20 protein-coding genes are annotated in these 22,989 nt (G+C 60.6%); 18 read left to right on the forward strand and 2 right to left on the reverse strand.

Annotated elements, in window-relative coordinates:
• The first annotated feature begins 66 nt into the window (after positions 1-66).
• From JNB85_RS09730 to JNB85_RS30925, 14 genes are all read left to right on the forward strand, one after another.
• Complete coding sequence (locus JNB85_RS09730) at positions 67-1,026, forward strand: GlxA family transcriptional regulator (protein ID WP_220334114.1); 960 nt, start codon at positions 67-69, stop codon at positions 1,024-1,026.
• Between the two features lie 70 nt (positions 1,027-1,096).
• A complete protein-coding gene (locus tag JNB85_RS09735) occupies positions 1,097-1,780 on the forward strand; it encodes a helix-turn-helix domain-containing protein (protein WP_220334115.1) in 684 nt (227 codons plus the stop codon).
• A gap of 90 nt (positions 1,781-1,870) precedes the next feature.
• Positions 1,871-2,767, forward strand: a complete 897-nt coding sequence (locus JNB85_RS09740) for a class II glutamine amidotransferase (protein ID WP_220334116.1) — start codon at positions 1,871-1,873, stop codon at positions 2,765-2,767.
• Positions 2,768-2,821: 54 nt separating this feature from the next.
• Complete coding sequence (locus JNB85_RS09745; RefSeq protein WP_220334117.1) at positions 2,822-3,508, forward strand: GltB/FmdC/FwdC-like GXGXG domain-containing protein; 687 nt, start codon at positions 2,822-2,824, stop codon at positions 3,506-3,508.
• A gap of 18 nt (positions 3,509-3,526) precedes the next feature.
• Positions 3,527-4,855, forward strand: coding sequence for an FMN-binding glutamate synthase family protein (locus tag JNB85_RS09750; protein WP_220334118.1), 1,329 nt, complete (start codon positions 3,527-3,529; stop codon positions 4,853-4,855).
• A gap of 80 nt (positions 4,856-4,935) precedes the next feature.
• Positions 4,936-6,243 (forward strand): type III glutamate--ammonia ligase, encoded by a 1,308-nt coding sequence (glnT, locus tag JNB85_RS09755; RefSeq protein WP_220334119.1) that lies wholly within the window; start codon positions 4,936-4,938, stop codon positions 6,241-6,243.
• Positions 6,244-6,345: 102 nt separating this feature from the next.
• On the forward strand, positions 6,346-7,230 hold the full coding sequence (purU, locus tag JNB85_RS09760) for a formyltetrahydrofolate deformylase (protein WP_220334120.1): 885 nt from the start codon (positions 6,346-6,348) through the stop codon (positions 7,228-7,230).
• 3 nt (positions 7,231-7,233) lie between these two features.
• Positions 7,234-8,133 carry a bifunctional methylenetetrahydrofolate dehydrogenase/methenyltetrahydrofolate cyclohydrolase FolD gene (gene folD / locus JNB85_RS09765; RefSeq protein WP_220334121.1) on the forward strand — a complete coding sequence of 300 codons (900 nt, stop codon included), beginning with the start codon at positions 7,234-7,236 and terminating at the stop codon, positions 8,131-8,133.
• 114 nt (positions 8,134-8,247) lie between these two features.
• Positions 8,248-9,381 (forward strand): aminomethyl transferase family protein, encoded by a 1,134-nt coding sequence (locus tag JNB85_RS09770; protein ID WP_220334122.1) that lies wholly within the window; start codon positions 8,248-8,250, stop codon positions 9,379-9,381.
• Between the two features lie 12 nt (positions 9,382-9,393).
• The gene (locus tag JNB85_RS09775; protein WP_220334123.1) at positions 9,394-9,999 is read left to right on the forward strand and encodes a dimethylamine monooxygenase subunit DmmA family protein; all 606 of its coding nucleotides are present in this window, start codon (positions 9,394-9,396) and stop codon (positions 9,997-9,999) included.
• Positions 9,996-10,961: a PDR/VanB family oxidoreductase gene (locus tag JNB85_RS09780; protein ID WP_220334124.1), complete on the forward strand. Its 966-nt coding sequence runs from the start codon at positions 9,996-9,998 to the stop codon at positions 10,959-10,961. Before JNB85_RS09775 ends, JNB85_RS09780 begins: the two co-directional genes overlap by 4 nt.
• Before the next feature lie 28 nt (positions 10,962-10,989).
• The gene (locus JNB85_RS09785) at positions 10,990-12,030 is read left to right on the forward strand and encodes a heme-dependent oxidative N-demethylase family protein (protein WP_220334125.1); all 1,041 of its coding nucleotides are present in this window, start codon (positions 10,990-10,992) and stop codon (positions 12,028-12,030) included.
• 66 nt (positions 12,031-12,096) lie between these two features.
• Positions 12,097-13,434, forward strand: a complete 1,338-nt coding sequence (locus JNB85_RS09790) for an NAD(P)-binding domain-containing protein (RefSeq protein WP_220334126.1) — start codon at positions 12,097-12,099, stop codon at positions 13,432-13,434.
• A gap of 117 nt (positions 13,435-13,551) precedes the next feature.
• The gene (locus JNB85_RS30925; RefSeq protein ID WP_220334127.1) at positions 13,552-14,151 is read left to right on the forward strand and encodes a methyl-accepting chemotaxis protein; all 600 of its coding nucleotides are present in this window, start codon (positions 13,552-13,554) and stop codon (positions 14,149-14,151) included.
• Between the two features lie 6 nt (positions 14,152-14,157).
• On the opposite strand, the gene JNB85_RS09800 is transcribed toward JNB85_RS30925, so the two are convergent.
• A complete protein-coding gene (locus JNB85_RS09800; protein ID WP_220334128.1) occupies positions 14,158-16,527 on the reverse strand; it encodes a trimethylamine N-oxide demethylase in 2,370 nt (789 codons plus the stop codon).
• Positions 16,528-16,772: 245 nt separating this feature from the next.
• Here JNB85_RS09800 and JNB85_RS09805 point away from each other — a divergent pair, with 245 nt between their 5' ends.
• From JNB85_RS09805 to panB, 4 genes are all read left to right on the forward strand, one after another.
• Complete coding sequence (locus JNB85_RS09805; protein WP_220334129.1) at positions 16,773-18,557, forward strand: trimethylamine N-oxide permease; 1,785 nt, start codon at positions 16,773-16,775, stop codon at positions 18,555-18,557.
• A 769-nt stretch (positions 18,558-19,326) separates the two neighbouring features.
• The gene (locus JNB85_RS09810; protein WP_220334130.1) at positions 19,327-19,920 is read left to right on the forward strand and encodes a transglutaminase-like cysteine peptidase; all 594 of its coding nucleotides are present in this window, start codon (positions 19,327-19,329) and stop codon (positions 19,918-19,920) included.
• A 235-nt stretch (positions 19,921-20,155) separates the two neighbouring features.
• Complete coding sequence (panC, locus tag JNB85_RS09815) at positions 20,156-21,031, forward strand: pantoate--beta-alanine ligase (RefSeq protein WP_220334131.1); 876 nt, start codon at positions 20,156-20,158, stop codon at positions 21,029-21,031.
• Entirely contained in the window at positions 21,028-21,849 is an 822-nt protein-coding gene (panB, locus tag JNB85_RS09820) for a 3-methyl-2-oxobutanoate hydroxymethyltransferase (RefSeq protein WP_220334132.1), read from the forward strand. Before panC ends, panB begins: the two co-directional genes overlap by 4 nt.
• A 170-nt stretch (positions 21,850-22,019) precedes the next feature.
• On the opposite strand, the gene JNB85_RS09825 is transcribed toward panB, so the two are convergent.
• Entirely contained in the window at positions 22,020-22,970 is a 951-nt protein-coding gene (locus JNB85_RS09825) for an AraC family transcriptional regulator (RefSeq protein WP_220334133.1), read from the reverse strand.
• Positions 22,971-22,989: the final 19 nt, after the last annotated feature.

Genomic DNA, 22,989 nt, shown 5'->3' on the forward strand with positions numbered 1-22,989 from the left:
TGCCATGATGCCAGAAAGGCGAGACGCGACTTGCCTGTTTGGGACATTTATCGATAAGAACGGGACATGACGTTGATCGAAGCAAAAAACCTGCATTCCATCGGTTTCATCCTTCTGCCGGGATTTGCCCTGATGTCCTATGCCTCGGCGAGCGAGCCGCTGCGGGCCGCCAATCTGCTAGCCGGGCGGGAAATCTACCGCATCTCATGCTTTTCGCCGGACGGCGGGCCGGTATTGTCGTCCGGTGGCGTCCCAGTTCCGGCCGCACCGCTTCCCGGCCGCGGTTTCGGGCTCGGCACTGTCTTAGTCTGCGCCGGCGGTTCGCCGCGAGACTGGCACTATCCGGCTGTGCTCTCCTGCTTGCGCCAACTCGCGCGCGAAGGCGTGCGCATCGGCGGCATTTCGGGCGGTCCCTATCTGCTGGCAGAGGCCGGGCTGCTGACCGGCCGCGACTTTACAATCCATTGGGAGCATGCGCCGGCGCTTCTCGAAGCCTTTCCCGACCTGTCGCCGCGCCAGGCGCGTTTCGTGGTCGACGGCAACCGCATTACCTGCGGCGGCGGCATTGCGCCGCTCGACATGATGCATGCGCTGATCGCCGACCGCATCGGACCGGATTTCGCCCGAAGGGTCAGCGACTGGTTCCTGCACACCGAGGTCGGTCAGCCGACAGCGCCGCAGCGCGCTTCCCTTGCCGAGCGCTACGGTGTCCACCATCCTGGCCTGCTGAGCGTCTTGGAAAAGATGGAGGAGACCATTGAGATGCCGCTCAACCGTGCAGCCATGGCCCGCATTGCCGGGGTGACGCCGCGCCATCTCGACCGCCTTTTTGCCGCTCACCTCGATACGACCTTCCTCGAACAATACAGACGCATCAGGCTGCAGCACGCCCGAAGGCTCCTTGAGCAGAGCCCGCTGTCGATTTCCGAGATCGCAATGGCGACAGGTTTTTCCGGCGCCGCGCATTTTTCGCGCCTCTTTCGCGGCTTCTACGGCACCAGCCCGAGTTCAATCCGCAAGCCATGACTTTCTTCTGGGTTGAGAAGATTTCACTCCGGCGATAGGGTGCTTACAAAGAGCCAACGAAGGACCGTGAATGAAGATCAAGCTGGATGAAGCGTCGAGCCAGGAGCATGCCCATGCGGTGCGTCAGGCCCTGTCCCAGAATCCGCATGCGGTGCGCGAGCCGAAGGAAAACAATCTCGAAATGGCGATCGGCCACGAGGTGCGCGCCTATCGCAAGAAGCTCGGCATAACCGTCACCGATCTTGCGGCGGCGACTGGCATTTCGCTCGGCATGCTGTCGAAGATCGAAAATGGCAACATCTCACCGTCGCTGACGACCTTGCAGTCGCTCTCGCGCGCCCTCGGCGTGCCGTTGACGGCCTTCTTCCGCCGCTACGAGGAACCGCACAATGCCGTCTTCGTCAAGGCGGGCCAAGGCATCGAACTTGAGCGGCGCGGCACACGCGCCGGCCATCAGTATAATCTGCTCGGCCATATCGACAATAACAGCAGCGGCGTGGTCGTCGAGCCCTATCTCATCACGCTGACGACGGATTCGGATGTCTTTCCGACTTTCCAGCACGAGGGCATGGAACTGATCTACATGCTGGAAGGTGAGGTCGTCTATCGCCATGGCGACCAGCTTTTCCCGATGCAGCCGGGCGACAGCCTGTTCTTCGATGCCGATGCGCCGCACGGGCCGGAAGAACTCGTGAAACTCCCGAGCCGCTACCTTTCCATCATCAGCTATCCGCAGCGCGGCAAGAATGACTGACTTGCCTTAAAAGAAAAAAATATTCCTGCAGGTTGAAAACGCAAAACAGACCTGATAGTCATTTTGCAGACGCGAAATGGAGGGTCTGTCATGTGCGGAATTGTGGGTCTCTTCCTGAAGGATAAAAGCCTGGAGCCGGAGCTCGGTGCGATGCTGTCATCCATGCTGGTGACGATGACGGACCGCGGGCCTGATAGCGCCGGCATTGCGATCTATGGCGCAAGCAGCGGCAATAGTGCCAAGATCACCGTGCAGTCGGCCAGGCCGAAGAAGGATTTCTCCGGTCTTGAAGCTGAGCTCATGAAGGAACTCGGCACGGAGGTCTCAATCGACATCAAGAGCACCCATGCCGTCGTCACCCTGCCGAAGAACATGCTCGAAGAGGGCCGCGCTGCCATCGCCGAACTGCGCCCCGACATCCGTATCATGAGCAGCGGCGACGCGATCGAGATCTACAAGGAAACCGGCCTGCCGAAGGACGTCGTTTCCCGTTTCGCCGTCAATTCCATGGCCGGAACTCATGGCATCGGTCATACCCGTATGGCGACGGAATCGGCAGTCACCACGCTCGGTGCCCATCCCTTTTCCACCGGTTCCGACCAGTGCCTCGTCCATAACGGCTCGCTCTCCAACCACAACAACCTGCGTCGCGAACTGAAGCGCGAAGGCATGAGTTTCGAGACAGAGAACGACACGGAAGTCGCCGCCGCCTACCTGACCGCCGAAATGGCCAAGGGCAAGAATCTCGGCGAGGCGCTGGAAGGTGCCGTCGATGATCTCGATGGTTTCTTCACCTTCGTTGTCGGCACCAAGTCCGGCTTCGGCGTCGTGCGTGACGCGATCGCCTGCAAGCCGGCCGTCATGGCCGAGACCGACCGTTACGTCGCCTTCGGCTCGGAATACCGCGCGCTCGTCAATCTGCCCGGCATCGAGGCCGCACGCGTCTGGGAGCCGGAGCCTGCGACCGTCTATTTCTGGGAACGCTGAGGGCCGCTTTTCTGCCTTCATCCCATCGGCTCGATCTCATTTCAGGACGATTTCATGCCCACATTTGATCTTGCGGTGACCCCGCTTCGCGACCTCAACCAAGCCCTGCATGACGTGGCGTCAGGCGACAACGACCTGCAGTTCGATGTCGTCAATCCGCGCGGCCACCATGCCGTCGCCGCCGGCGTGCATGCTCCCGTCAGCATCGATATCCACGGCAGCGTCGGCTATTACTGCGGTGGCATGAACGAGGAGGCCGTCATCACCGTGCACGGCTCAGCGGGTCCCGGTGTTGCCGAAAACATGATGTCCGGCCGCATCACCATCAAGGGTGACGCCAGCCAATATGCGGGCGCCACTGGCTGCGGCGGCCTGCTCGTCATCGAGGGCAATGCCTCTTCGCGCTGCGGCATCTCGATGAAGGGCATCGATATCGTCGTGCGTGGCAATATCGGCCACATGTCCGCTTTCATGGCGCAGGCCGGCAACCTCGTCGTGCTCGGCGACGCCGGCGATGCGCTCGGAGATTCCCTTTACGAGGCCCGCATCTTCGTGCGCGGCAAGGTCGAGAGCCTCGGTGCGGACTGTATCGAGAAGGAAATGCGAGCAGAACATATCGAGCTTCTCTCCGCTCTGCTGGCAAAGGCCGGCATTACCGACGCGCGGCCGGAGGAGTTCAGCCGCTACGGTTCCTCCCGCAAGCTCTACAATTTCAACGTCGACAATGCCGACGCCTATTGAGTTTTATCGAGGTTTTCCATGAGCTATCACAACCCGCCCACAAAGCCTCGCCTTTCGGCAACCTTCGACGAATACACGATGTCGGAAATCCGCCGCGCCGCGGCAACCGGCATCTATGATATCCGCGGCGGCGGCGCCAAGCGCAAGCTGCCGCATTTCGACGACCTCTTGTTCCTCGGCGCCTCGATCTCGCGTTATCCGCTCGAAGGCTACCGCGAGAAATGCGGCACAAACGTCGTGCTCGGCTCGCGTTATGCCAAAAAGCCGATCGAACTCAAGATCCCGATCACGATTGCCGGCATGAGCTTCGGCTCGCTCTCCGGTCCTGCCAAGGAAGCGCTCGGCCGTGGTGCCACGATTGCCGGCACCTCGACGACAACAGGCGACGGCGGCATGACGGAGGAAGAGCGCGGACATTCTGAGACGCTCGTCTATCAGTACCTGCCGTCGCGCTACGGCATGAACCCGCGGGATCTGCGGCGCTGCGACGCGATCGAGATTGTGGTTGGCCAGGGTGCCAAGCCCGGTGGCGGCGGCATGCTGCTCGGTCAGAAGATTTCCGACCGCGTCGCCGAGATGCGCACGCTGCCGAAGGGTATCGACCAGCGTTCGGCAAGCCGTCATCCCGACTGGACCGGTCCCGACGACCTCGAGATCAAGATCCTCGAACTGCGCGAGATCACCAACTGGGAAAAACCGATCTATGTGAAGGTCGGCGGTGCGCGCCCCTATTACGACACGGCCCTTGCCGTGAAGGCAGGTGCCGATGTGGTCGTGCTCGATGGCATGCAGGGCGGTACTGCGGCAACGCAGGAAGTCTTCATCGAGCATGTCGGCATGCCGACGCTCGCCTGCATCCGCCCGGCGGTGCAGGCGCTCCAAGACCTCGGCATGCACCGCAAGGTGCAGCTCATCGTTTCGGGCGGCATCAGGAACGGCGCCGACGTGGCGAAGGCGCTCGCGCTCGGCGCCGATGCCGTCTCCATCGGTACGGCCGCCCTTATCGCCATCGGTGAGAACGATCCCCGCTGGGCGGCCGATTATGAGGCGCTGCATACGACGGCAGCTGCCTATGACGACTGGCACGAAGGCAAGGATCCGGCCGGCATCACAACGCAGGATCCGGAACTGATGAAGCGCGTCGATCCGATCACCGCAGGTCGCCGCCTCGCCAACTACCTCAAAGTCATGGCGCTGGAGGCGCAGACGATCGCGCGCGCCTGCGGCAAGAATCATGTCCACAATCTGGAACCGGAAGATCTCTGCGCATTGACGATCGAGGCTTCAGCGATGGCGCAGGTGCCGCTCGCGGGAACGAGCTGGATACCGGGCAAGGGAGGCTACTGATTTCTGCCGGCCGGGCAAAACGTCCGGCCGCTTCGCATCCATAACCAAAGTGTCTCTGAGAAATCCAAAGGGGAACGAGAATGACACTGGACCTTGCTGCTTTTGCGAAAGACAAAGGCATCAAATATTTCATGATCAGCTATACCGACCTGTTCTCAGGCCAGCGCGCCAAGCTGGTGCCGGCGCAGGCGATTGCCGGCATGCAGGAAGAGGGTGCGGGTTTTGCCGGGTTCGCCACCTGGCTCGACATGACGCCCGCCCATCCCGACCTTTTTGCCGTTCCCGATGCCACCTCCGTGATCCAGCTTCCCTGGAAGAAGGATGTCGCCTGGGTCGCCGCCGATTGCATGATGGATGGCACGCTCGTGGCGCAGGCGCCGCGCAATGTGCTGAAGAAGCTTGTCGGTAAAGCCGAAGCGGCGGGCAAGCGGGTCAAAACGGGTGTCGAGGCCGAGTTCTTCCTGATCACCGCCGACGGCGAACAGATTTCCGATGGCCGCGACACGGCCGAAAAGCCCTGCTACGACCAGCAGGCCGTCATGCGCCGCTACGACGTCATTGCCGAGATCTGCGACTATATGCTGGAGCTCGGCTGGGGCGCCTATCAGAACGACCATGAGGATGCCAACGGCCAGTTTGAGATGAACTGGGAATTCGACGACGCGCTGAAGACGGCCGACAAGCATTCCTTCTTCAAGTTCATGGTCAAATCCATTGCCGAGAAGCACGGGCTTCGCGCTACCTTCATGCCGAAGCCCTTCAAGGGCCTGACCGGTAACGGCTGCCATTGCCATATCTCGGTCTGGGACAATGATGGCAAGGTGAACGTCTTCGCCGACAAGACAGCCGAATTCGGCCTGTCGGCGGAAGGCAAGCACTTCCTCGGCGGTATCATGAAGCACGCTTCGGCGCTTGCCGCGATCACCAACCCGACCGTCAATTCCTATAAGCGCATCAACGCGCCGCGCACGACTTCGGGCGCCACATGGTCGCCGAACACGGTAACCTGGACCGGCAACAACCGCACTCACATGGTGCGCGTGCCAGGCCCCGGCCGTTTCGAACTGCGCCTGCCTGATGGTGCGGTCAACCCCTACTTGCTGCAGGCGATCATCATCGCGGCTGGCCTCGACGGCCTTGAGGACAGGGCCGATCCTGGTCCGCACCACGACATCGACATGTATGCGGAGGGACATCTCGTGAAGAATGCGCCGCGTCTGCCGCTGAACCTGCTCGATGCGCTACGCGCCTACGATGCCGACGAGACGTTGAAGGCTGCGATCGGTTCGGAATTCTCCGCCGCCTATCTTAAGCTCAAACACCAGGAGTGGAATGCCTATTGCTCGCATTTCACCCAGTGGGAACGCGACAGCACGCTCGATATCTGAGCCGACCGGTTGAGGTTTTGACATCATGCGCCCGCGGGCCGGAGCATCGACGTCCCGGCCCGATTGGTGGCCTATGCTTCAAGTGACGAAGGAAGAGATGGCATGAAGAGCTACGTACTGACGGTATCCTGCAAGTCGACGCGCGGCATCGTTGCGGCGATCTCGGGTTATCTCGCCGAACAGGGCTGCAACATCGTCGACAGCTCGCAATTCGACGATCTGGACACCGGCCAGTTCTTTATGCGCGTCTCCTTCATGTCCGAAGAGGGCATCTCCGAAGCCGATATCCGCGCCGGCTTCACCGGCATCGCCGCGCGTTTCGGCATGACCTATGATTTCCACGACAGCGAGAAGCGCATGAAGGTGCTGCTCATGGTGTCGCGCTTCGGCCATTGTCTCAACGACCTGCTCTACCGCTGGAAGATCGGTGCTTTGCCGATCGATATCGTCGGCGTTGTCTCCAACCACTTCGATTACCAGAAGGTCGTGGTGAACCACGACATTCCCTTCCACCATATTCCCGTCACCAAGGCCAACAAGGTGCAGGCGGAGGCACATATCATGGAAGTGGCCGAGCAGACCGGCACGGAACTGATCGTGCTGGCCCGCTACATGCAGATCCTGTCAGACGAGATGTGCCAGAAAATGTCGGGCCGGATCATCAACATCCACCATTCCTTCCTGCCGAGCTTCAAGGGCGCCAACCCCTACAAGCAGGCCTATGAGCGTGGCGTGAAGCTGATCGGCGCCACGGCACACTATGTGACCGCCGATCTCGACGAAGGCCCGATTATCGAGCAGGACACGGCCCGCATTACCCATGCGCAGAGCGCCGACGACTACGTTTCGATCGGCCGCGATGTCGAAAGCCAGGTGCTGGCGCGCGCCATCCACGCCCATATCCATCACCGTACCTTCATCAACGGCAACCGCACCGTCGTTTTCCCGGCAAGTCCGGGCAGCTACGCTTCCGAGCGCATGGGCTGAGCCATGGTCGAGGTCATCGACGGCAAGCAGGTTGCCGCATCCGTAATCGAAACCGTGAAATCGGCTAATGCTGCGCTTGAAGCCGCCAAGGGCGTCCGGACGGGCCTTGCGGTCATCATTGTCGGCGACGATCCGGCGAGCCACACCTATGTCAGCTCCAAGAGCCGCATGGCCAAGGAATGCGGCTTCAAGTCCGTCCAGCACACGCTTCCCGTCGAGACGAGCCAGGAGGAGCTTGCAACGCTCGTCGCCTCGCTCAACGCCGATCCCTCGATCCATGGCATTCTCGTGCAGCTGCCGCTGCCCAAACATCTCGACAGCGAGCCGATCATCCAGTCGATCCTGCCGGAGAAGGATGTCGACGGCTTGAGCGTCGTCAATGCCGGCAAGCTTGCGACCGGCGATCTGAAGACCGGCCTCGTCTCCTGCACGCCGGCCGGCGCCATGGTGTTCGTCCGCCGCACCCATGGCGAGGATCTCTCCGGCCTCAACGCTGTCGTCATCGGCCGCTCTAATCTATTCGGCAAGCCGATGGCGCAGCTTCTGCTGAATGCCAATGCAACGGTCACCATTGCCCATTCGCGCACCAAGAACCTCGCCGGCATCTGCCGCAACGCCGATATCCTGGTGGCCGCCGTCGGCCGTCCGGAAATGGTCAGGGCCGATTGGGTGAAGGCCGGCGCCACCGTCATCGATGTCGGCATCAACCGCATTGCCGCCCCCGAGCGCGGCGAGGGCAAGACCCGCCTCGTCGGCGATGTCGCCTTTGCCGAGGTTTCTCCGGTTGCTGCCGTCATCACCCCGGTTCCCGGCGGCGTCGGCCCGATGACCATTGCCATGCTGATGGCCAATACCGTGATCGCCGCCCATCGCTCGGCAGGGCTGACGCCGCCGATATTCTAAGGAAAGTGCCGTTGAGACAGCCGACAAAAATCACCGGGATTGGCTTGCCACAGCGTGAAAGACGAATATAGTCAGGAAATAAATATTCCGTAGAGGAAATAAGAGGGAACGGAAATGGCATTATCTTGGCGTTTCTCCGCCTTGGCGGATCGGCATCGCGCTCTGGGATCGAAGCTCGAGGACTGGAGCGGCATGGGAACCGCTTGGACCTACGACAAGAACATGTCTGACGAGCACGTCGCAGTCCGCACCAAGGCCGGTATCATGGATGTCTCGGGCCTGAAGAAGGTGCATCTGGTCGGCCCGCATGCGATCGCTGTCCTCGACTACATCACCACCCGCGACATGACGAAGATCTATCCCGGCCGCTCGGTCTACGCGACCATGCTGAACGACCGCGGTTACTTCACCGACGACTGCATCGTCTACCGCACCGGCCCGAATTCCTGGATGCTGGTGCACGGCTCAGGCTCCGGCCATGAGGAGATCGTCAAGCAGGCGGCAGGCCGCAATTGCGCCGTGCTCTTCGACGACGACCTGCACGATCTCTCGCTGCAGGGACCGTTGGCCGTCGACTACCTCGCCAGATATGTGCCCGGCATCCGCGACCTCAAATATTTCCATCACATGCAGACGACGCTGTTCGGTGCGCCTGTCATGATCTCGCGCACAGGCTATACCGGCGAGCGCGGCTACGAGATCTTCGTGCGCGGCCAGGACGCCGTCATGGTCTGGGACCGGATCGTCGCAGAAGGCGAAGAGATGGGCATCATCCCCTGCTGCTTCTCTGTGCTCGACATGCTGCGTGTCGAGAGCTACCTGCTCTTCTATCCCTACGACAACTCGCAAATGTATCCCTTTGCCGACCAGCCGCCTGGCGACAGCCTGTGGGAACTCGGCCTCGATTTCACGGTCAGCCCCGGCAAGACCGGCTTCCGTGGCGCCGAGGAACATGCGCGGCTGAAGGGCAAAGAACGCTTCAAGATCTTCGGCATGCTGATCGATGCCGACGGCCCGGCCGATCTCGGCGACGAAGTCTATGCTGACGGAAAGAAAGTCGGCGTCATCACCTGCCCGAGCTATTCTGCGCTGACGAAGAAGTCGATGGCGATCGCCCGTCTCGACGTCGACAAGGCTGTCCAGGGTACGAAGCTCGAGGTGCGCGGCAAGACCCTGAAGACCGGCGCAATTGCCCATGCGCTGCCCTTCGACGATCCGGAAAAGAAGAAGAGGACGGCGGTCGGTTAAGGAGGCGCAGGCATGCTTGTCGAAGGCATCAAGAGCCGGCCGGTCTACAAGGGTCTGACGATCCAGCCGCAGGCCCGGCATCATATCTTCGCGCTGGAGGGAGAGGGTGCGAATGCCCTTCTCGACCAGACGGCAGGGCTCGATACAGGCATCCTTTCCCGCAGCGAGATCCTCTATGTCGCCCGCGGTTCGCAGGGAAAGGGCCATGACGAGGCACTTCGCCGCCTCGACGCCGACATGTTCTTTGTCGCCCCGACGATCCCCACGCTGCTCTTTCGGCTGAAAGGTTCGCTGACGACCGCCCGCATGGGTACGCGACTCTATCTTGCAGGCACCGAAGGCTTCATCGGCCAGACGATGATGGTCGCCCTCGACCATGGCATGGACCACGCCTCGATCATTACGGAACATCGAGGGTCGCTCGCGCGGCGGGTGCAATGCGTCCACTGCAAGGGCATCACAGACAACGTCACGCATAGTCCCTTCACCTGCAGCCATTGTGGTCTGCCGCTCCTGGTGCGCGATCACTTTTCCCGTCGACTCGGCGCCTTCCAGGGCGTCAATATCGATGCTGAGGAGCCGGGCAGCGCCCCTGATCCGGAGGAATTGTTCCTGTGAGCGGTGGTACAGAAATTCCCGTACGCGTGACGACGGTGACGCCGGTCGCGGAACGCATCAAGCGCTTCCGCTTCGAACGCCTCGATGGCCGGCCGATGCCTTATTTTTCCGGCGGCGCGCATGTCATCGTCTCTATGAATGACGAAGGCCATATCCGGCGCAACGCCTATTCGCTGATGTCGCCGCCGCAGGATTGCTCGGCCTATGAAATCAGCGTGCTGCATGTCGAGAATTCCCGCGGCGGCTCGACCTTCATGCATGAGAAGGTGCGCGAGGGAGACGAGATGAAGGTCTCCTATCCCGTCAACCTCTTCCAGCCGGACTGGCGCGCCCGCAAGCATCTTCTGATCGCCGGCGGGATCGGTATCACGCCCTTCATCGCGATGATGGAACAGTTTTCGCGCGAGGGTGCCAATTTCGAGCTGCATTATGCGGTGCGCTCCCACGACCGCGGCGCTTATTGCCGGGAACTGGTTGACCGCTACGGTTCGCACCGGGTGAAGATCTATTGCGATGCGGAGAGCAACTTCATTCCTCTCGCCCGCCTGCTCGACAGCCAGCCGCTCGGCACGCACCTTTATGTCTGCGGTCCCTCCGGCATGATCGATGGCGTGCTGAGGGCCGGTCTCGAGGCCGGCTGGCCGGAGCAAAACCTGCATTCGGAACGGTTTTTGTCCTCCCAGCCCGGCAGGCCTTTCGACGTAGAGCTGCTGCGGTCGGAAAAGACGGTCCATGTCGGTCACCACGAGAGCATGCTGGAGGCGATCGAGGCGGCAGGCGTTGACGCGCCCTTCCTCTGTCGGGGAGGCGCCTGCGGACAATGCGAGACGGCAGTTGCGGCCTGCGAGGGAAGGCTCCTGCATCACGACGTCTATCTGAGCGATGAAGAAAAGGCCTCCGGCCGCAAGGTGATGATCTGTGTCTCCCGCTTCGAGGGAAACAGGCTCAGCCTCGACCTCTAGAGCAGAAAGCGGAACAAGGAGAACGGACATGGCCATCGTCTTCAAACAGGAAACCTTCCGCGATGATTTCACCTATCGCAACAGCCCGGAAAACATCCGGCGCTTTCCGTTTCCCTTTGATCGCGACGAATACATGTATTCGGTCAACATGGAGCCGCATGTGAAGGGCCGCGAGGGCACCGTGTTCGAAAGCCTCATCGATGTCGACGAGCATTACGTCGCCGAGATGCAGGACAGGGCGCTGGTGCTGAAAGAGGACCCGCTGCGCTATCAGGCGCTGCCGCACATGATGACGGCGCAATGGGATACGCTGGAACTCCTGATGGAGGAGCAGGCTGCCGGCTATCCCGAGCATTTCACGCTGATCAAGAACGGCGACCAGTGGCGCTGGATCAACCGGCCGCTTGGCATCGACGACACATTCACCTTCGGCGACCGTTCGACACTGCCCTATGAGCCGCTCGAATACATCACCCGCCAGGCTCAGGGAGATTTCTGCATCGTCGACCAACGTGACGGCAATCTCTGGATGGATGCCGGCATGGTGACGACCCAGGCCGACTGGTCGCTGGATTTCGATATCGGCATGAATTTCATGGAATGGCACGGGCCAGTGCCGCTCGCCCACCAGATCGGCGTCTTCGACAGGGCGCTGAAATTCCTCTTGAACCTGCAGCAGGGCAAGCCGACGCGCCGTTTCAACTGGACGATGACCATCAATCCGCGGCTGGATACCAGTCCGGAGAATTATCCCAAATGGGGACCGGACCGCACGACCGTGACATCAGAGAATGTCGGCGAGAAGGTGCATCTGCGCGTCGAGCTGCAGAGCCTCTGGCGCCTGCCGCGCTCGAACGCCATCCTCTTCGTTATCCGTTGCTACCTGATGAACATGGAGGAATTGGTGACGGTGCCGAAATGGGCGCGCCGCTTTCCGCGCGTCCTGAAAACTCTGCCGGCGGAGCTCGTCGACTACAAGGGACTGACACGCTACCGCGAGACGACCATCGACTGGCTCTCCGGATTTGACGACGGCGCGCCGACGAGCCCTGGCATCTTTCCGGACTGATGACGGGCGGATGGCGAACGACTGCACAAGATAAAAACGTCGATATCATCGAAAGGGGAATGCTTCATGACAAGAGTTGCCGTCATCGGCGCCGGTCCTTCCGGGCTTGCCCAGTTGCGGGCCTTCCAGTCCGCCGCACAGAAGGGTGCGGAAATCCCGGAGATCGTCTGCTATGAAAAGCAATCCGACTGGGGCGGGCTCTGGAACTATACCTGGCGCACCGGGCTCGACGAATATGGCGAGCCGGTTCACGGCAGCATGTATCGTTATCTCTGGTCGAACGGACCGAAGGAATGCCTGGAATTTGCCGACTATTCCTTCGAGGAGCATTTCGGCAAACCGATCGCCTCCTATCCGCCCCGCGCCGTGCTCTGGGACTATATCAAGGGCCGCGTCGAAAAGGCGAATGTCCGCCATTGGGTGCGCTTCAATACGCCTGTTCGCATGGTGCGTTTCGATGAGGAAACGAAGAAATTCACGGTCACGGCGCATAACCGCCTCGAAGATCACATGTACGACGAGGAATTCGACTATGTCGTGGTGGCGAGCGGCCACTTCTCGACCCCGAATGTGCCTTATTTCGAAGGCGTAAAGACCTTCAACGGCCGCGTCCTGCATGCCCACGACTTTCGCGATGCGCTGGAATTCAAGGGCAAGGATATCCTCATCGTCGGCCGCAGCTACTCGGCCGAGGATATCGGCTCGCAATGCTGGAAATACGGCGCCAAGTCGGTCACCACGAGCTATCGGTCGAAGCCGATGGGTTTCAACTGGCCGGATAATTTCGAAGAACGGCCGCTGCTGACCAGGCTCGAAAACCGCACCGCCCATTTCCTCGATGGTTCAACGAAGGAAGTGGATGCGCTGATCCTGTGCACCGGATACCAGCATCACTTTCCCTTCCTGCCCGACGAATTGAGGCTCAAAACCGCCAACCGCCTCTGGGCCGATCATCTCTACAAAGGCGTGATCTTCGACAGAAACCCGCAGCTTTTCTATATCGGCATGCAGGATCAGTTCTACACCTTCAACATGTTCGACGTGCAGGCCTGGTGGGCACGCGATGTCATGATGGGCCGCATCAAATTGCCGCCGGAAGAGGAACTGCAGGCGAATTTCGACATGTGGCGGACCCGCGAGGAGACGCTCGAAGATGCCGAGCAGATGATCTGGTACCAGGGTGACTATGTGAAGGAACTGCTCGCCGAGACCGACTATCCGAGCTTCGATATCGAAGGAACCAACAGGACCTTCATGGAGTGGGAGCACCACAAGGCTGAGAACATCATGGGCTTCCGCGATCACGCCTATCGTTCGCTGATGACCGGCAACATGTCGCCGACGCACCACACGCCCTGGGTTAAGGCGCTCGACGATTCCATGGAGGAATATCTGCGCAACTGATCTCTCCCAAGTTCCCGCGTAACCGAGAAAGGGTCGTCCGTCGCGGCCCTTTCCGGCGTGTTTGAAATGAGACGAAGCAAACCCGATCTGCACTCATTTTCTCAAGGCGTGGTCTTCATGGATTTTCAGAGCAGTGTTCTCGGCCGCATGAGCGGTTTTCTCTATCGCTGCCGTGCGGATGAAAACTATACGATGCTGGAGATGACCGATGGCATCGAACGCATTTTCGGCTATCCAGCCGAAGAGATCATCGGCAACACGACACGCACCTTCACCTCGATCATGTGCGAGGAGGACGTGCCGCTGATGGACAAGGTCGTCGGCATAGCGCTGGAAAGCCGCACCGACTGGACGATGGAATATCGTATCCGCCATCGTGACGGGCATTATGTCTGGGTGACGGAGACGGGCGGCGGCGTCTGGGACGAAAATGGCGAGCTGCTCTATCTCGAGGGCAGCATCATTAATATCGAGTCGCTCTACCAGCGCATCGACGAACAGACTGCCGGAATGCGCATCACTGCCTCGAAGACCAACGAGATCCTGCACTCGCTGCGCTACCTGAAGCTGCTTGCCGTCAATGCCGGTATCGAGGCGGCAAGGGCGGGGACGGCGGGATCCGGCTTCGCCGTGCTTGCCGCCGAGATGCGTCAGCTCGCCAATTCCTCCGAAGAGGCAGCAAGGGCGATCACCAGCGCCCAGCGCAGGGCAGAATAAAGGCTTTTACGAACGCGGCCGGGTCTTCTGCGGGTCGTAGTGTGACAGAGGCACCACTACCGCCGGCAGGCGCTTCTGCTGGCCATCGAGCTTGCCAATATCGACTTCGGTGCCAACGCCGGCATGGGTCACGTCGATGCGGGCGAGTGCGATCGTCTTGCCGAGGATGGGAGAGCGCGTCGCGCTGGTGACGACGCCGATCTGGGCGCGGCCGACATGGATGCAATCGCCGTGGCCGACCGTTTCGTTCGCCTGCACGTCCAGGCCAACCATCAGGTGGCGCGGATGTTCCTTGCGCCGCAGAAGCGCCTCACGGCCGATGAAATCGTCCTGCTTGGACTTGAGTGGCACAGTGAAGCCGATGCCGGCCTCGAACGGATCGGTCTGATCGTCGAATTCGTGATGGGCGAAGACGAGGCCCGCCTCAATGCGGACCATGTCGAGCGCTTCAAGCCCCATCGGCTTCAGCCCGTAGGGCTCGCCGGCCTTCCAGACGGCATCGAAGACGGTCAACGCATCCTTTGGATGACAGAAGATTTCGTAGCCGAGTTCGCCAGTATAGCCGGTGCGCGAGACGACGACCGGGGCGCCTTCAAAGCCGCCGACGCGCCCGACGGTGAAGCGGAACCATTCGAGCTCGCCGATATCGGGCTGGCGTGGCGCCGTCCAGATGATCTCCTTGAGGATGTCACGGCTCTTCGGTCCCTGCAGGGCGATATTGTGCATCTGGTCTGTCGAAGAGCGCACCCAGGCCTTGAAGCCCTTCTTCTCGGCCTGTTCGCGCAGCCATATGCCGCTGTAATCGTCGCCGCCGATCCAGCGGAAATTCTTGTCACCGAGGCGGAAAAGTGTGCCGTCGTCGATCATGCCGCCGTGCTCGTAGCACATGGCGGAATAGACGACCTGTCCGGTCGACAGCTTGCGCACGTCGCGCGTCAGGCAGTATTGCAGCAATTCCTCCGCATCGGGACCCGTGACCTCGAATTTGCGCAACGGCGACAGGTCGATGACGGCGGCCTTCTCGCGGCAGGCCCAATATTCTTCGACCGGACCTTCAGAGGAAAATCGGTTCGGCAGCCAGTAGCCGCGATATTCGGAGTAGTCCCGCGTCAGTGCCGCAAGGCGAGGGTGAAAGGCGGTTTCCCGCGTCAGTTCTGCATCGGCGTCAGGGGTCATGCGATAGGCTACCGCTCTTGAGAATTTTTCTTTTCCGGAGAAGGTGCGGACGTGGATGTCGGTCGGATCCCAGCCATTGGCCGCATCGATATCGTCGGGGCAGGAGGAGGAGACGCAGACAAGATCGGTCAGCGCCCGCATCAGGACGTAATCACCCGGCCGAGACCATGGCTCGTCGAGGTAGAGCTGGTTGTTGTGGTCGATATTCGTATTGTAGAAATAGTTGAGCGCCTCCCAGCCTTTGCGGCCGGGTATGCCGTAGGGCGCGAGCGCCGCATTGAAATTGTCGGTGCAATTGACGTGGCCGGGATAACCCATATCGTCGTAGTAGCGCGAATTGCAGGCGGTCGCGAATGCGTCATGGCGGCCGACCGTGTCCTGGACGACCTCCACCAACGGCTCGAAATCGCGGTCGAAAGCCTTGGACGGCAGGCCGGGGGCAGGATAGCTGCGGCCGAGCAGGGTGCGGGTCACGGTGGAGTCCAGCGCAAGATCGAGACCCTTGTCGACCTTGCGGGCGGCAAAGGCCTGGAAATCAGTACACTGCCGGCCGTAGACGTCGATGATCTGGATGAACTCTCCGGCGCGGACGAAATAGGCCGATGCGGTCGCCGCCCTGATGCGGATGTCTTCGATCGGATCGGCCATCGGCTCGGGGAGGGCCGCGGCATAGTCGCGGACCAGCCTGCTGCGCCGGATACGGATCTCGATCGGTGTTGCCGTATTCTGTGCGTCAGGCGACATCGCCGTTGCAGCTGCGGCGGCCACCAACAGACCCTTCAAAGCGATCGTAAACTCAGCCTTGCTGCCCGCAGCGGAAGCTTCGCTGAAAATGCGGATCGCACCTGCCGCGCCGAGATCAGCGCCGCGTCGCTCAAGTGCCGCGCGGGTCCGGGCGGCGCTCTCATCACCCGAAGAGAGAATGGCCTTCAGTCCGTCGGCCGGGCCGGTGAAGGCTGCACCGAGGCCGACCGATTGAAACCGGCCGTTTTCGTCGAGGAAGGAAAGCTCGCAGGCCTGTCCGCCTTCGCTGTCGATCAGGGTGACGTGGTCGCCTGCCTCGACGCGAACAACAAGGGATCCACTGCCCTTACAGCGGTAACGCTCGACGCCCTCGGGCAGCGCCGGGATACCGGGATAGCGGATGATGCTTGCCGACACGGGTCGCACCCCTGACATCCCGGGATGGAGATCTCGCATGTGGTCCTCATGGGATTGATGTGCTCTCCGGCACGCAAATCATGCTGACAAAATGCTACCCGAAAGTAAAGGGATATTGACTAAAAAGAAAATATCTTCACTATGCATAAAGGGTCAAGACTCGGAAATCCGCTGGGGAACGCGGATCGAGAAAATGCCGGGCAGCCCATCATGCCACGGGAGGCGCGTTCAGGGAGACGTACGCAAAGCTACGTCCCGAACAAATAGAATGGGGAATTTCATCGATGACGGATATCGTGGACGCCGGCGTTGCCGCCGGCACCGAAGGTAAGCTTATACGCGCGCTTGACTGGAAGGGCGCGTTCTGGGTGGCAGCCGGCGTGCCGCCGCTTGTTCTCTTCTCCATCGGCGGTATTGCAGGCACGACCGGCAAGCTCGCCTTTGTCGTCTGGATCATCTCGATGATCATGGGCTTCCTGCAATCCTTCACCTATGCCGAAATCGCCGGCATGTTCGGCAACAAGTCGGGCGGCGCCTCGGTCTATGGTGCCACGGCCTGGCTGCGCTATTCGAAATTCATCGCGCCGCTGTCCGTCTGGTGCAACTGGTTTGCCTGGTCCCCGGTGCTTTCGCTCGGCTGCGCCATTGCGGCCGGATATATTCTCAATGCCTTCTTCCCGATCCCGGCGGCGGATTCGCAGGCGGTCCTCGCCTGGATCAGCGCGCATGCCGCTTCGATTACAGCCGATAGCCCCCGCGTCGCCGAATATATTGCCGCCCATGCTGGCACTTCGCCTGAGGATGCGGTCAAGGCGCTGGTGAGCGCGGACGGCGTCGCGGCGCTGACGCCGACGATCCGCACTTGGTCGCTCGTCAGCTTCAGCATTCCTTTCCTCGCCACCGCCAATATCAACGCCACCTTCTTCATCGGCGGCATCCTGATGCTGATCATTTTTGCGATCCAGCATCGCGGCATCTCCGAAACGGCGAGCGTCCAGAAATGGCTGGCGATCATCGTGCTGGTGCCGCTGCTTATCATTGGTCTCTATCCGATCATCAGTGGCCAGATCGTTGGCGCCAACGTCACCGGGCTGGTTCCGCCGACGGCAGCTTATGCCGGCACCGACGGTACCTGGAGCAATGGCGGCTGGACGCTTTTCCTCGGCGGCCTCTATATCGCCGCCTGGTCGACCTACGGCTTCGAGACCGCCGTCTGCTATACGCGCGAACTGAAGAACCCGAAGACCGATACTTTCAAGGCGATCTTCTATTCCGGCCTTGCCTGCTGCCTGTTCTTCTTCCTCGTTCCCTTCGCCTTCCAGGGCGTACTCGGTCATGAGGGCATGCTGGCGCCGGGTATTGTCGACGGCACGGGTGTCGCCGAAGCGCTCGGCGGACTGATCGGCGCCGGCCGCATCGTCACCCAGCTTCTCGTCGTGCTGATGATCATGGCGCTTTTCCTCGCCATCATGACGGCGATGGCAGGCTCCTCGCGCACGCTCTACCAGGGCTCGAAGGATGGCTGGCTGCCGAAATATCTCGACCATGTCAATGAAAACGGCGCCCCGACCCGGGCGATGTGGACAGACTTTGCGTTCAATCTTTTCCTGTTGGCGATCGCGTCCGACGCTGGCGGCTATTTCTTCGTGCTCGCCGTCTCCAATGTCGGCTACATCATCTTCAACTTCTTGAACCTGAATTCCGGCTGGATCCATCGTATGGATTCCGGTCATGTCGAGCGCCCCTGGAAGGCCCCCACCTGGCTGATCGGCGTCAATACCGTGCTTGCCTTCGTCAACGCTCTCTTCCTCGGCGCCGGCGCCAAGGTCTGGGGCTATGCCAACGCGCTCTGGGTCGGCTTCATCTTCGCCGCGCTTATCCTGCCCGTCTTTGCCTATCGCCACTACGTTCGCGACGGCGGTAAATTCCCCGCCGGCGCCATGGAAGACCTCGGGCTTGTCGGCCAGGACCTCGGAGTCAAGAAGGCGGGGATACTGCCATATCTCGCGCTCGCCGGCGGTCTCGCCATCGTACTGATCGCCAACTGGATCTTCCAGTTGCCCGCCTAACGTCCATTGCTTTGGCTATCCTCAGGTTTCTCTGGCGCTTGGTTCGCACCAGAGAAACCTGATACTGAGGGCGCCAGTTGGAGACGGCTGACGTCTCTGGAATTCGAATGATCTAACGTTCGCCGCCGCCTCGCCGCCGCTCACGGCGTCGCCAGGGGGCGCGCTGAATTCGCGCCATCGTCTGCCGATGCTTGCGATACCGACTGCGACATTGCGTGCATGGCGGTCAAAGGAGCGGCTACCCGGCGTCGGAAAGATAGAGGTGCGAGGCATTTTCTAAAATCAGCCGGGGGGCAACTGTTTTCCAGCTGCCGATGAGCCCGCATTTGCATCGGCATCCGCTGAGTTGCGCAAAGTGTGTCCCAGCCCGCTGCAAGCGCCTCCCGCTTTCACGACAGATGGCCGTTCAGGAGGACGCACCCCAAGATCTTGCGGGCGACTTTTTCCAAATCAGCACCCATCGCGGCAATTGAAACGGCCGTCCTGCCGCACTAGTTTAAATTGTTAAGCCGTTGGCGGCGTGCGTCTGGTTGCGATGCGCATTTCGGCAATTGCGCTGTGACTGAAGGACCGGATATGCCCGCAACTTGGATGCGCCCGCGTCGCAAAGTGAAACATGTGATCAGCCTATGCGTTGAAAAGGTTATGGTATTCGGAAATAAAGGATCGCGACCAAGCGCCCAGCCGTCCGAATGAGGCCCTTAAAGGGTTTCGCCGCCGCTGAGCGAAGCTCATCATCGTTCGATCAACCGCTACACGGAAGTAGAAGATGCGTAAGCATGAACTGGTTATCGTGGTGACGCTTGCATCTCTGTTCGCGGCTCCGACTGCTTACGCGGACGGTCCTGCCGGTTCAGCGCGTGGCCTGAAGACGGCGCCTGTGTTCAGCTATATTTCTGAAAAGCACCGGACTGCCGCGCCTTTCGCGCATGTGATGTTTTGCGCCCGAAATCCCGATGAGTGCACTGCGCGCGGCGATGTTTCCGAAATCTCCTTGAGCCCGCTTGCAGAGAAACAGCTTGGCGATGTCAACGCGTCGGTCAACCGCTCGATCCGTCCGGTGGACGAACGGTCCGATCAGGGCGACGTCTGGCAGGTGAACGTCACGGCGGGCGATTGCGAGGATTTTGCGTTGACCAAACGCGACCACCTCATCGCCATGGGCTGGTCGTCGAAAGCACTGCGGATCGCCGTGACCAAGACGCCCACCGGCAAGGGCCACGCGGTTCTGGTCGTCAGGACCGATCGCGGCGATCTGGTGCTCGACAACCGCACCAATGCGATCAATAGCTGGAAGGATACGGATCTTCGCTGGCTGATGATACAGTCGGGCGATAATCCACGGATATGGTACGAACTTTAGATCCATCGACATGATACGAGTTCGGACGCATGTGTGACGTGCGCTGCCGTCGCTGTTCTTGCCTGAATTGCCCGGCGAGAAATTCGTCGCCTTGGCTGCCGTCCGCAATATTTGGACACGCCCTGATCGAACCTTCTTCATCTAATCGGTCTTATCGAAAAGAAACCATTGACCTGGAGCCCTGCTTGCATCTTCTATCCGCCCCCAACGTGAGGAAGGCGGCCAGGGAGGGCACATGCAGGTCCTATCGAGCATTGACGCGGTGCGCGCAGCGCTTGCCGCGGTGAGAACAAATGGCGGAGGCGTTGGTTTCGTGCCGACGATGGGTTATCTTCACGCGGGGCATATGGAACTTGTTGCACGAGCCCGCGCCGAAAACGAAATCGTCGTTGCCTCGATCTTCGTCAATCCGCTCCAGTTTGGGCCGACGGAGGACCTGACCCGATACCCGCGTGACCTGCAACGCGACAGAACGATGCTGGAAAAAGCAGGCGTCGATATTCTCTTTGCGCCCGGTGTCGAGGATATGTATCCGCGCCCGATGAAAACTGTGGTTGATGTGCCGGAGCTTGGCTGCGAGCTCGAAGGCGCTGTTCGGCCAGGGCATTTCGCGGGTGTTGCGACCGTCGTCAACAAGCTCTTCAACATCGTCCAGCCAAGCAACGCCTATTTCGGCGAGAAGGATTACCAGCAAGTCGTCATCATCAAACGGATGGTTGAGGATCTGGCTCTACCGGTACGCATCGTTTCAGTACCGACGGTCCGGGATGCGGATGGCCTCGCTCTATCTTCTCGCAACGTTTATCTCAGCGAGGAGGAACGACGCGCAGCGGCCATTATCCCGCGCGCATTGGAGGAGGCAGAACGCCTCGTCGCTCAGGGCCTCACCAACCCGCAGGTCCTTGAAGCGAAGCTGATCGGCTTCATCGGTGGTGAACCCCTGGCAACGCCGGAAGTCATCGCCGTGAGGGACGCTTCAACGTTGAAGCATGTCGCGAAACTCGAAGATCCGGTGGTTGTCGCACTGTTCGTGCGGATTGGCTCGACCAAGCTTCTCGACAACCGGGTGATTGCCAGAAAAGGCTTATCCGGAAAGGGAGAAGCACAATGAGCGCTGTCGGCTCCGCAAAACGCCTGACGCCCACACGAATCCGGATGATGAAGGGCGGAACGCCGATCGTGTGTTTGACGGCCTATACCACGCCGATGGCGCGGCTCCTGGACGAGCATTGCGATCTCCTGCTGGTTGGGGATTCGCTCGGCATGGTTCTCTACGGCATGGAAAGCACCGTGGCAGTGACGCTCGACATGATGATCGCCCACGGCAAAGCGGTGATGCGCGGCGTCGCCAGATCCTGCGTGGTCGTCGACATGCCCTTCGGCAGCTACCAGGAGTCGAAGGAGCTGGCCTATCGCAACGCCGTGCGCATTCTGCAGGAAACTGGGTGCGATGCGGTCAAGCTCGAAGGTGGCGAGGAGATGGCCGAGACAATTTCCTTCCTCACAGCGCGCGGTATTCCGGTTCTCGGACACATCGGCCTCATGCCTCAGCAGGTTCATACCGCCGGCGGCTATCGATCTGTTGGACATTCCGAGACGGAGATTGCCAAGATCCGGCGTGACGCCGACGCAATCGGCAACTCGGGCGCCTTTGCGGTCGTCATCGAGGGCACGGTGGAGACATTTGCCCGCGAGGCGACGACGGCAATTCCTGTTCCGACGATCGGGATTGGTGCTTCGGCCGCCTGCGACGGCCAGGTCCTGGTTTCGGACGACATGCTCGGACTGTTCAACGACTTCACGCCGCGCTTCGTCAAACGGTACGACGAACTTGGAAAGAGGGTCGGGGCGGCGGCTGCCGCTTATGCGGGCGAGGTGCGTTCCCGCGCATTCCCCGCGGAAAAACATACATTCAAGCGCCGGTCTTGATTGGGCGGCCTGTTGACTTGCAGAGCCTGGCGACCCGCGCCGATATCAGGATTGCGCAGCGTATATGAGGTGAAACCCAAGCGCGTAAGGCCAATGTGATCGGGCGCGCATCCCAGCGTCATGAACAAAAGCGAGATATGGTTCGCGGGTGCTGCGTTGATCTGCCGTTATCAGGATGCGAGCTGACCTCTGGGACGAGTTGCATCCAGAGTGCGCATGCGAAAGGTCACGGGCGGAGCGCCAATGATGCGCTTGAAGGCACGGCTGAACGACGCTTCGGATTCATAGCCCAGCCGTTCGGCAATCGCGGCGACACGCCGTCCTTCGCGCAGCCACTGATGCGCCTGGTGCATGCGCATGCGGGCAACGTAACGGGCAGGCGTCTCTCCAACTGCCTTGGCGAAACGTTCGGCAAAACCCGATCGGGATGCCCCCATCTTCCGTGCGAGCTCTTCGACCGTCCAGTCATGGGCAGGATCGAGATGGATGGCTGCCAGAACCCGTCCTACTTCGGGATTACGAACCGCCGTCAACCAGCCGGAGGAGTCGCCGCACCCGTGCTCGACCCATGCTCTTATGATCGTCGCGGTGAGAACATCTGCGAGGCGGGCCAGGATGCCGCCAGCGCCGACGCGGTTCATATCCACTTCACGCACCATGGCATCGAGAAGGGCAGGGATAGAGGGCTCGCTCACCGAGAGGTCGCTTGTCCGCATCACGTTTGGCATCAGTTGCAGCAGCGGATGACGCTTGTCGACGTTGAACCGCATGACAGCAAAGAACAAGAGGTTTTTGCTGTCCGCGCACGGACACTGCAGGTCGACAATGCCGTCGCAGACTGGTCTGCGCGTCATGCACTCGACCGGCGTCGGCGTTATTCCAGGCTCGCTTGCAAGCACGTGGGCATCGCCACGCGGCAGAAGGACCGCATCGCCCGGATGCATCTCCATCCAATCTCCGTCCGGCGTCTGCACAAAGGCCTTTCCGGCAGCCAGAAAATGGAACTGCGCTTCATCCTTCATCGGAAACGCCGTAGCCCACGGGGCAGAAGGCTGACAACGGCCATAATCGACGCCGTCCAGGCGAAGTCCCCGCATCATTTCCGTCAGTGCATCGCTCATGGACACCTTCATTATTTGG

Source organism: Rhizobium mesosinicum (assembly GCF_019511345.1).
Taxonomy (GTDB): Bacteria; Pseudomonadota; Alphaproteobacteria; order Rhizobiales; family Rhizobiaceae; genus Rhizobium; species Rhizobium mesosinicum.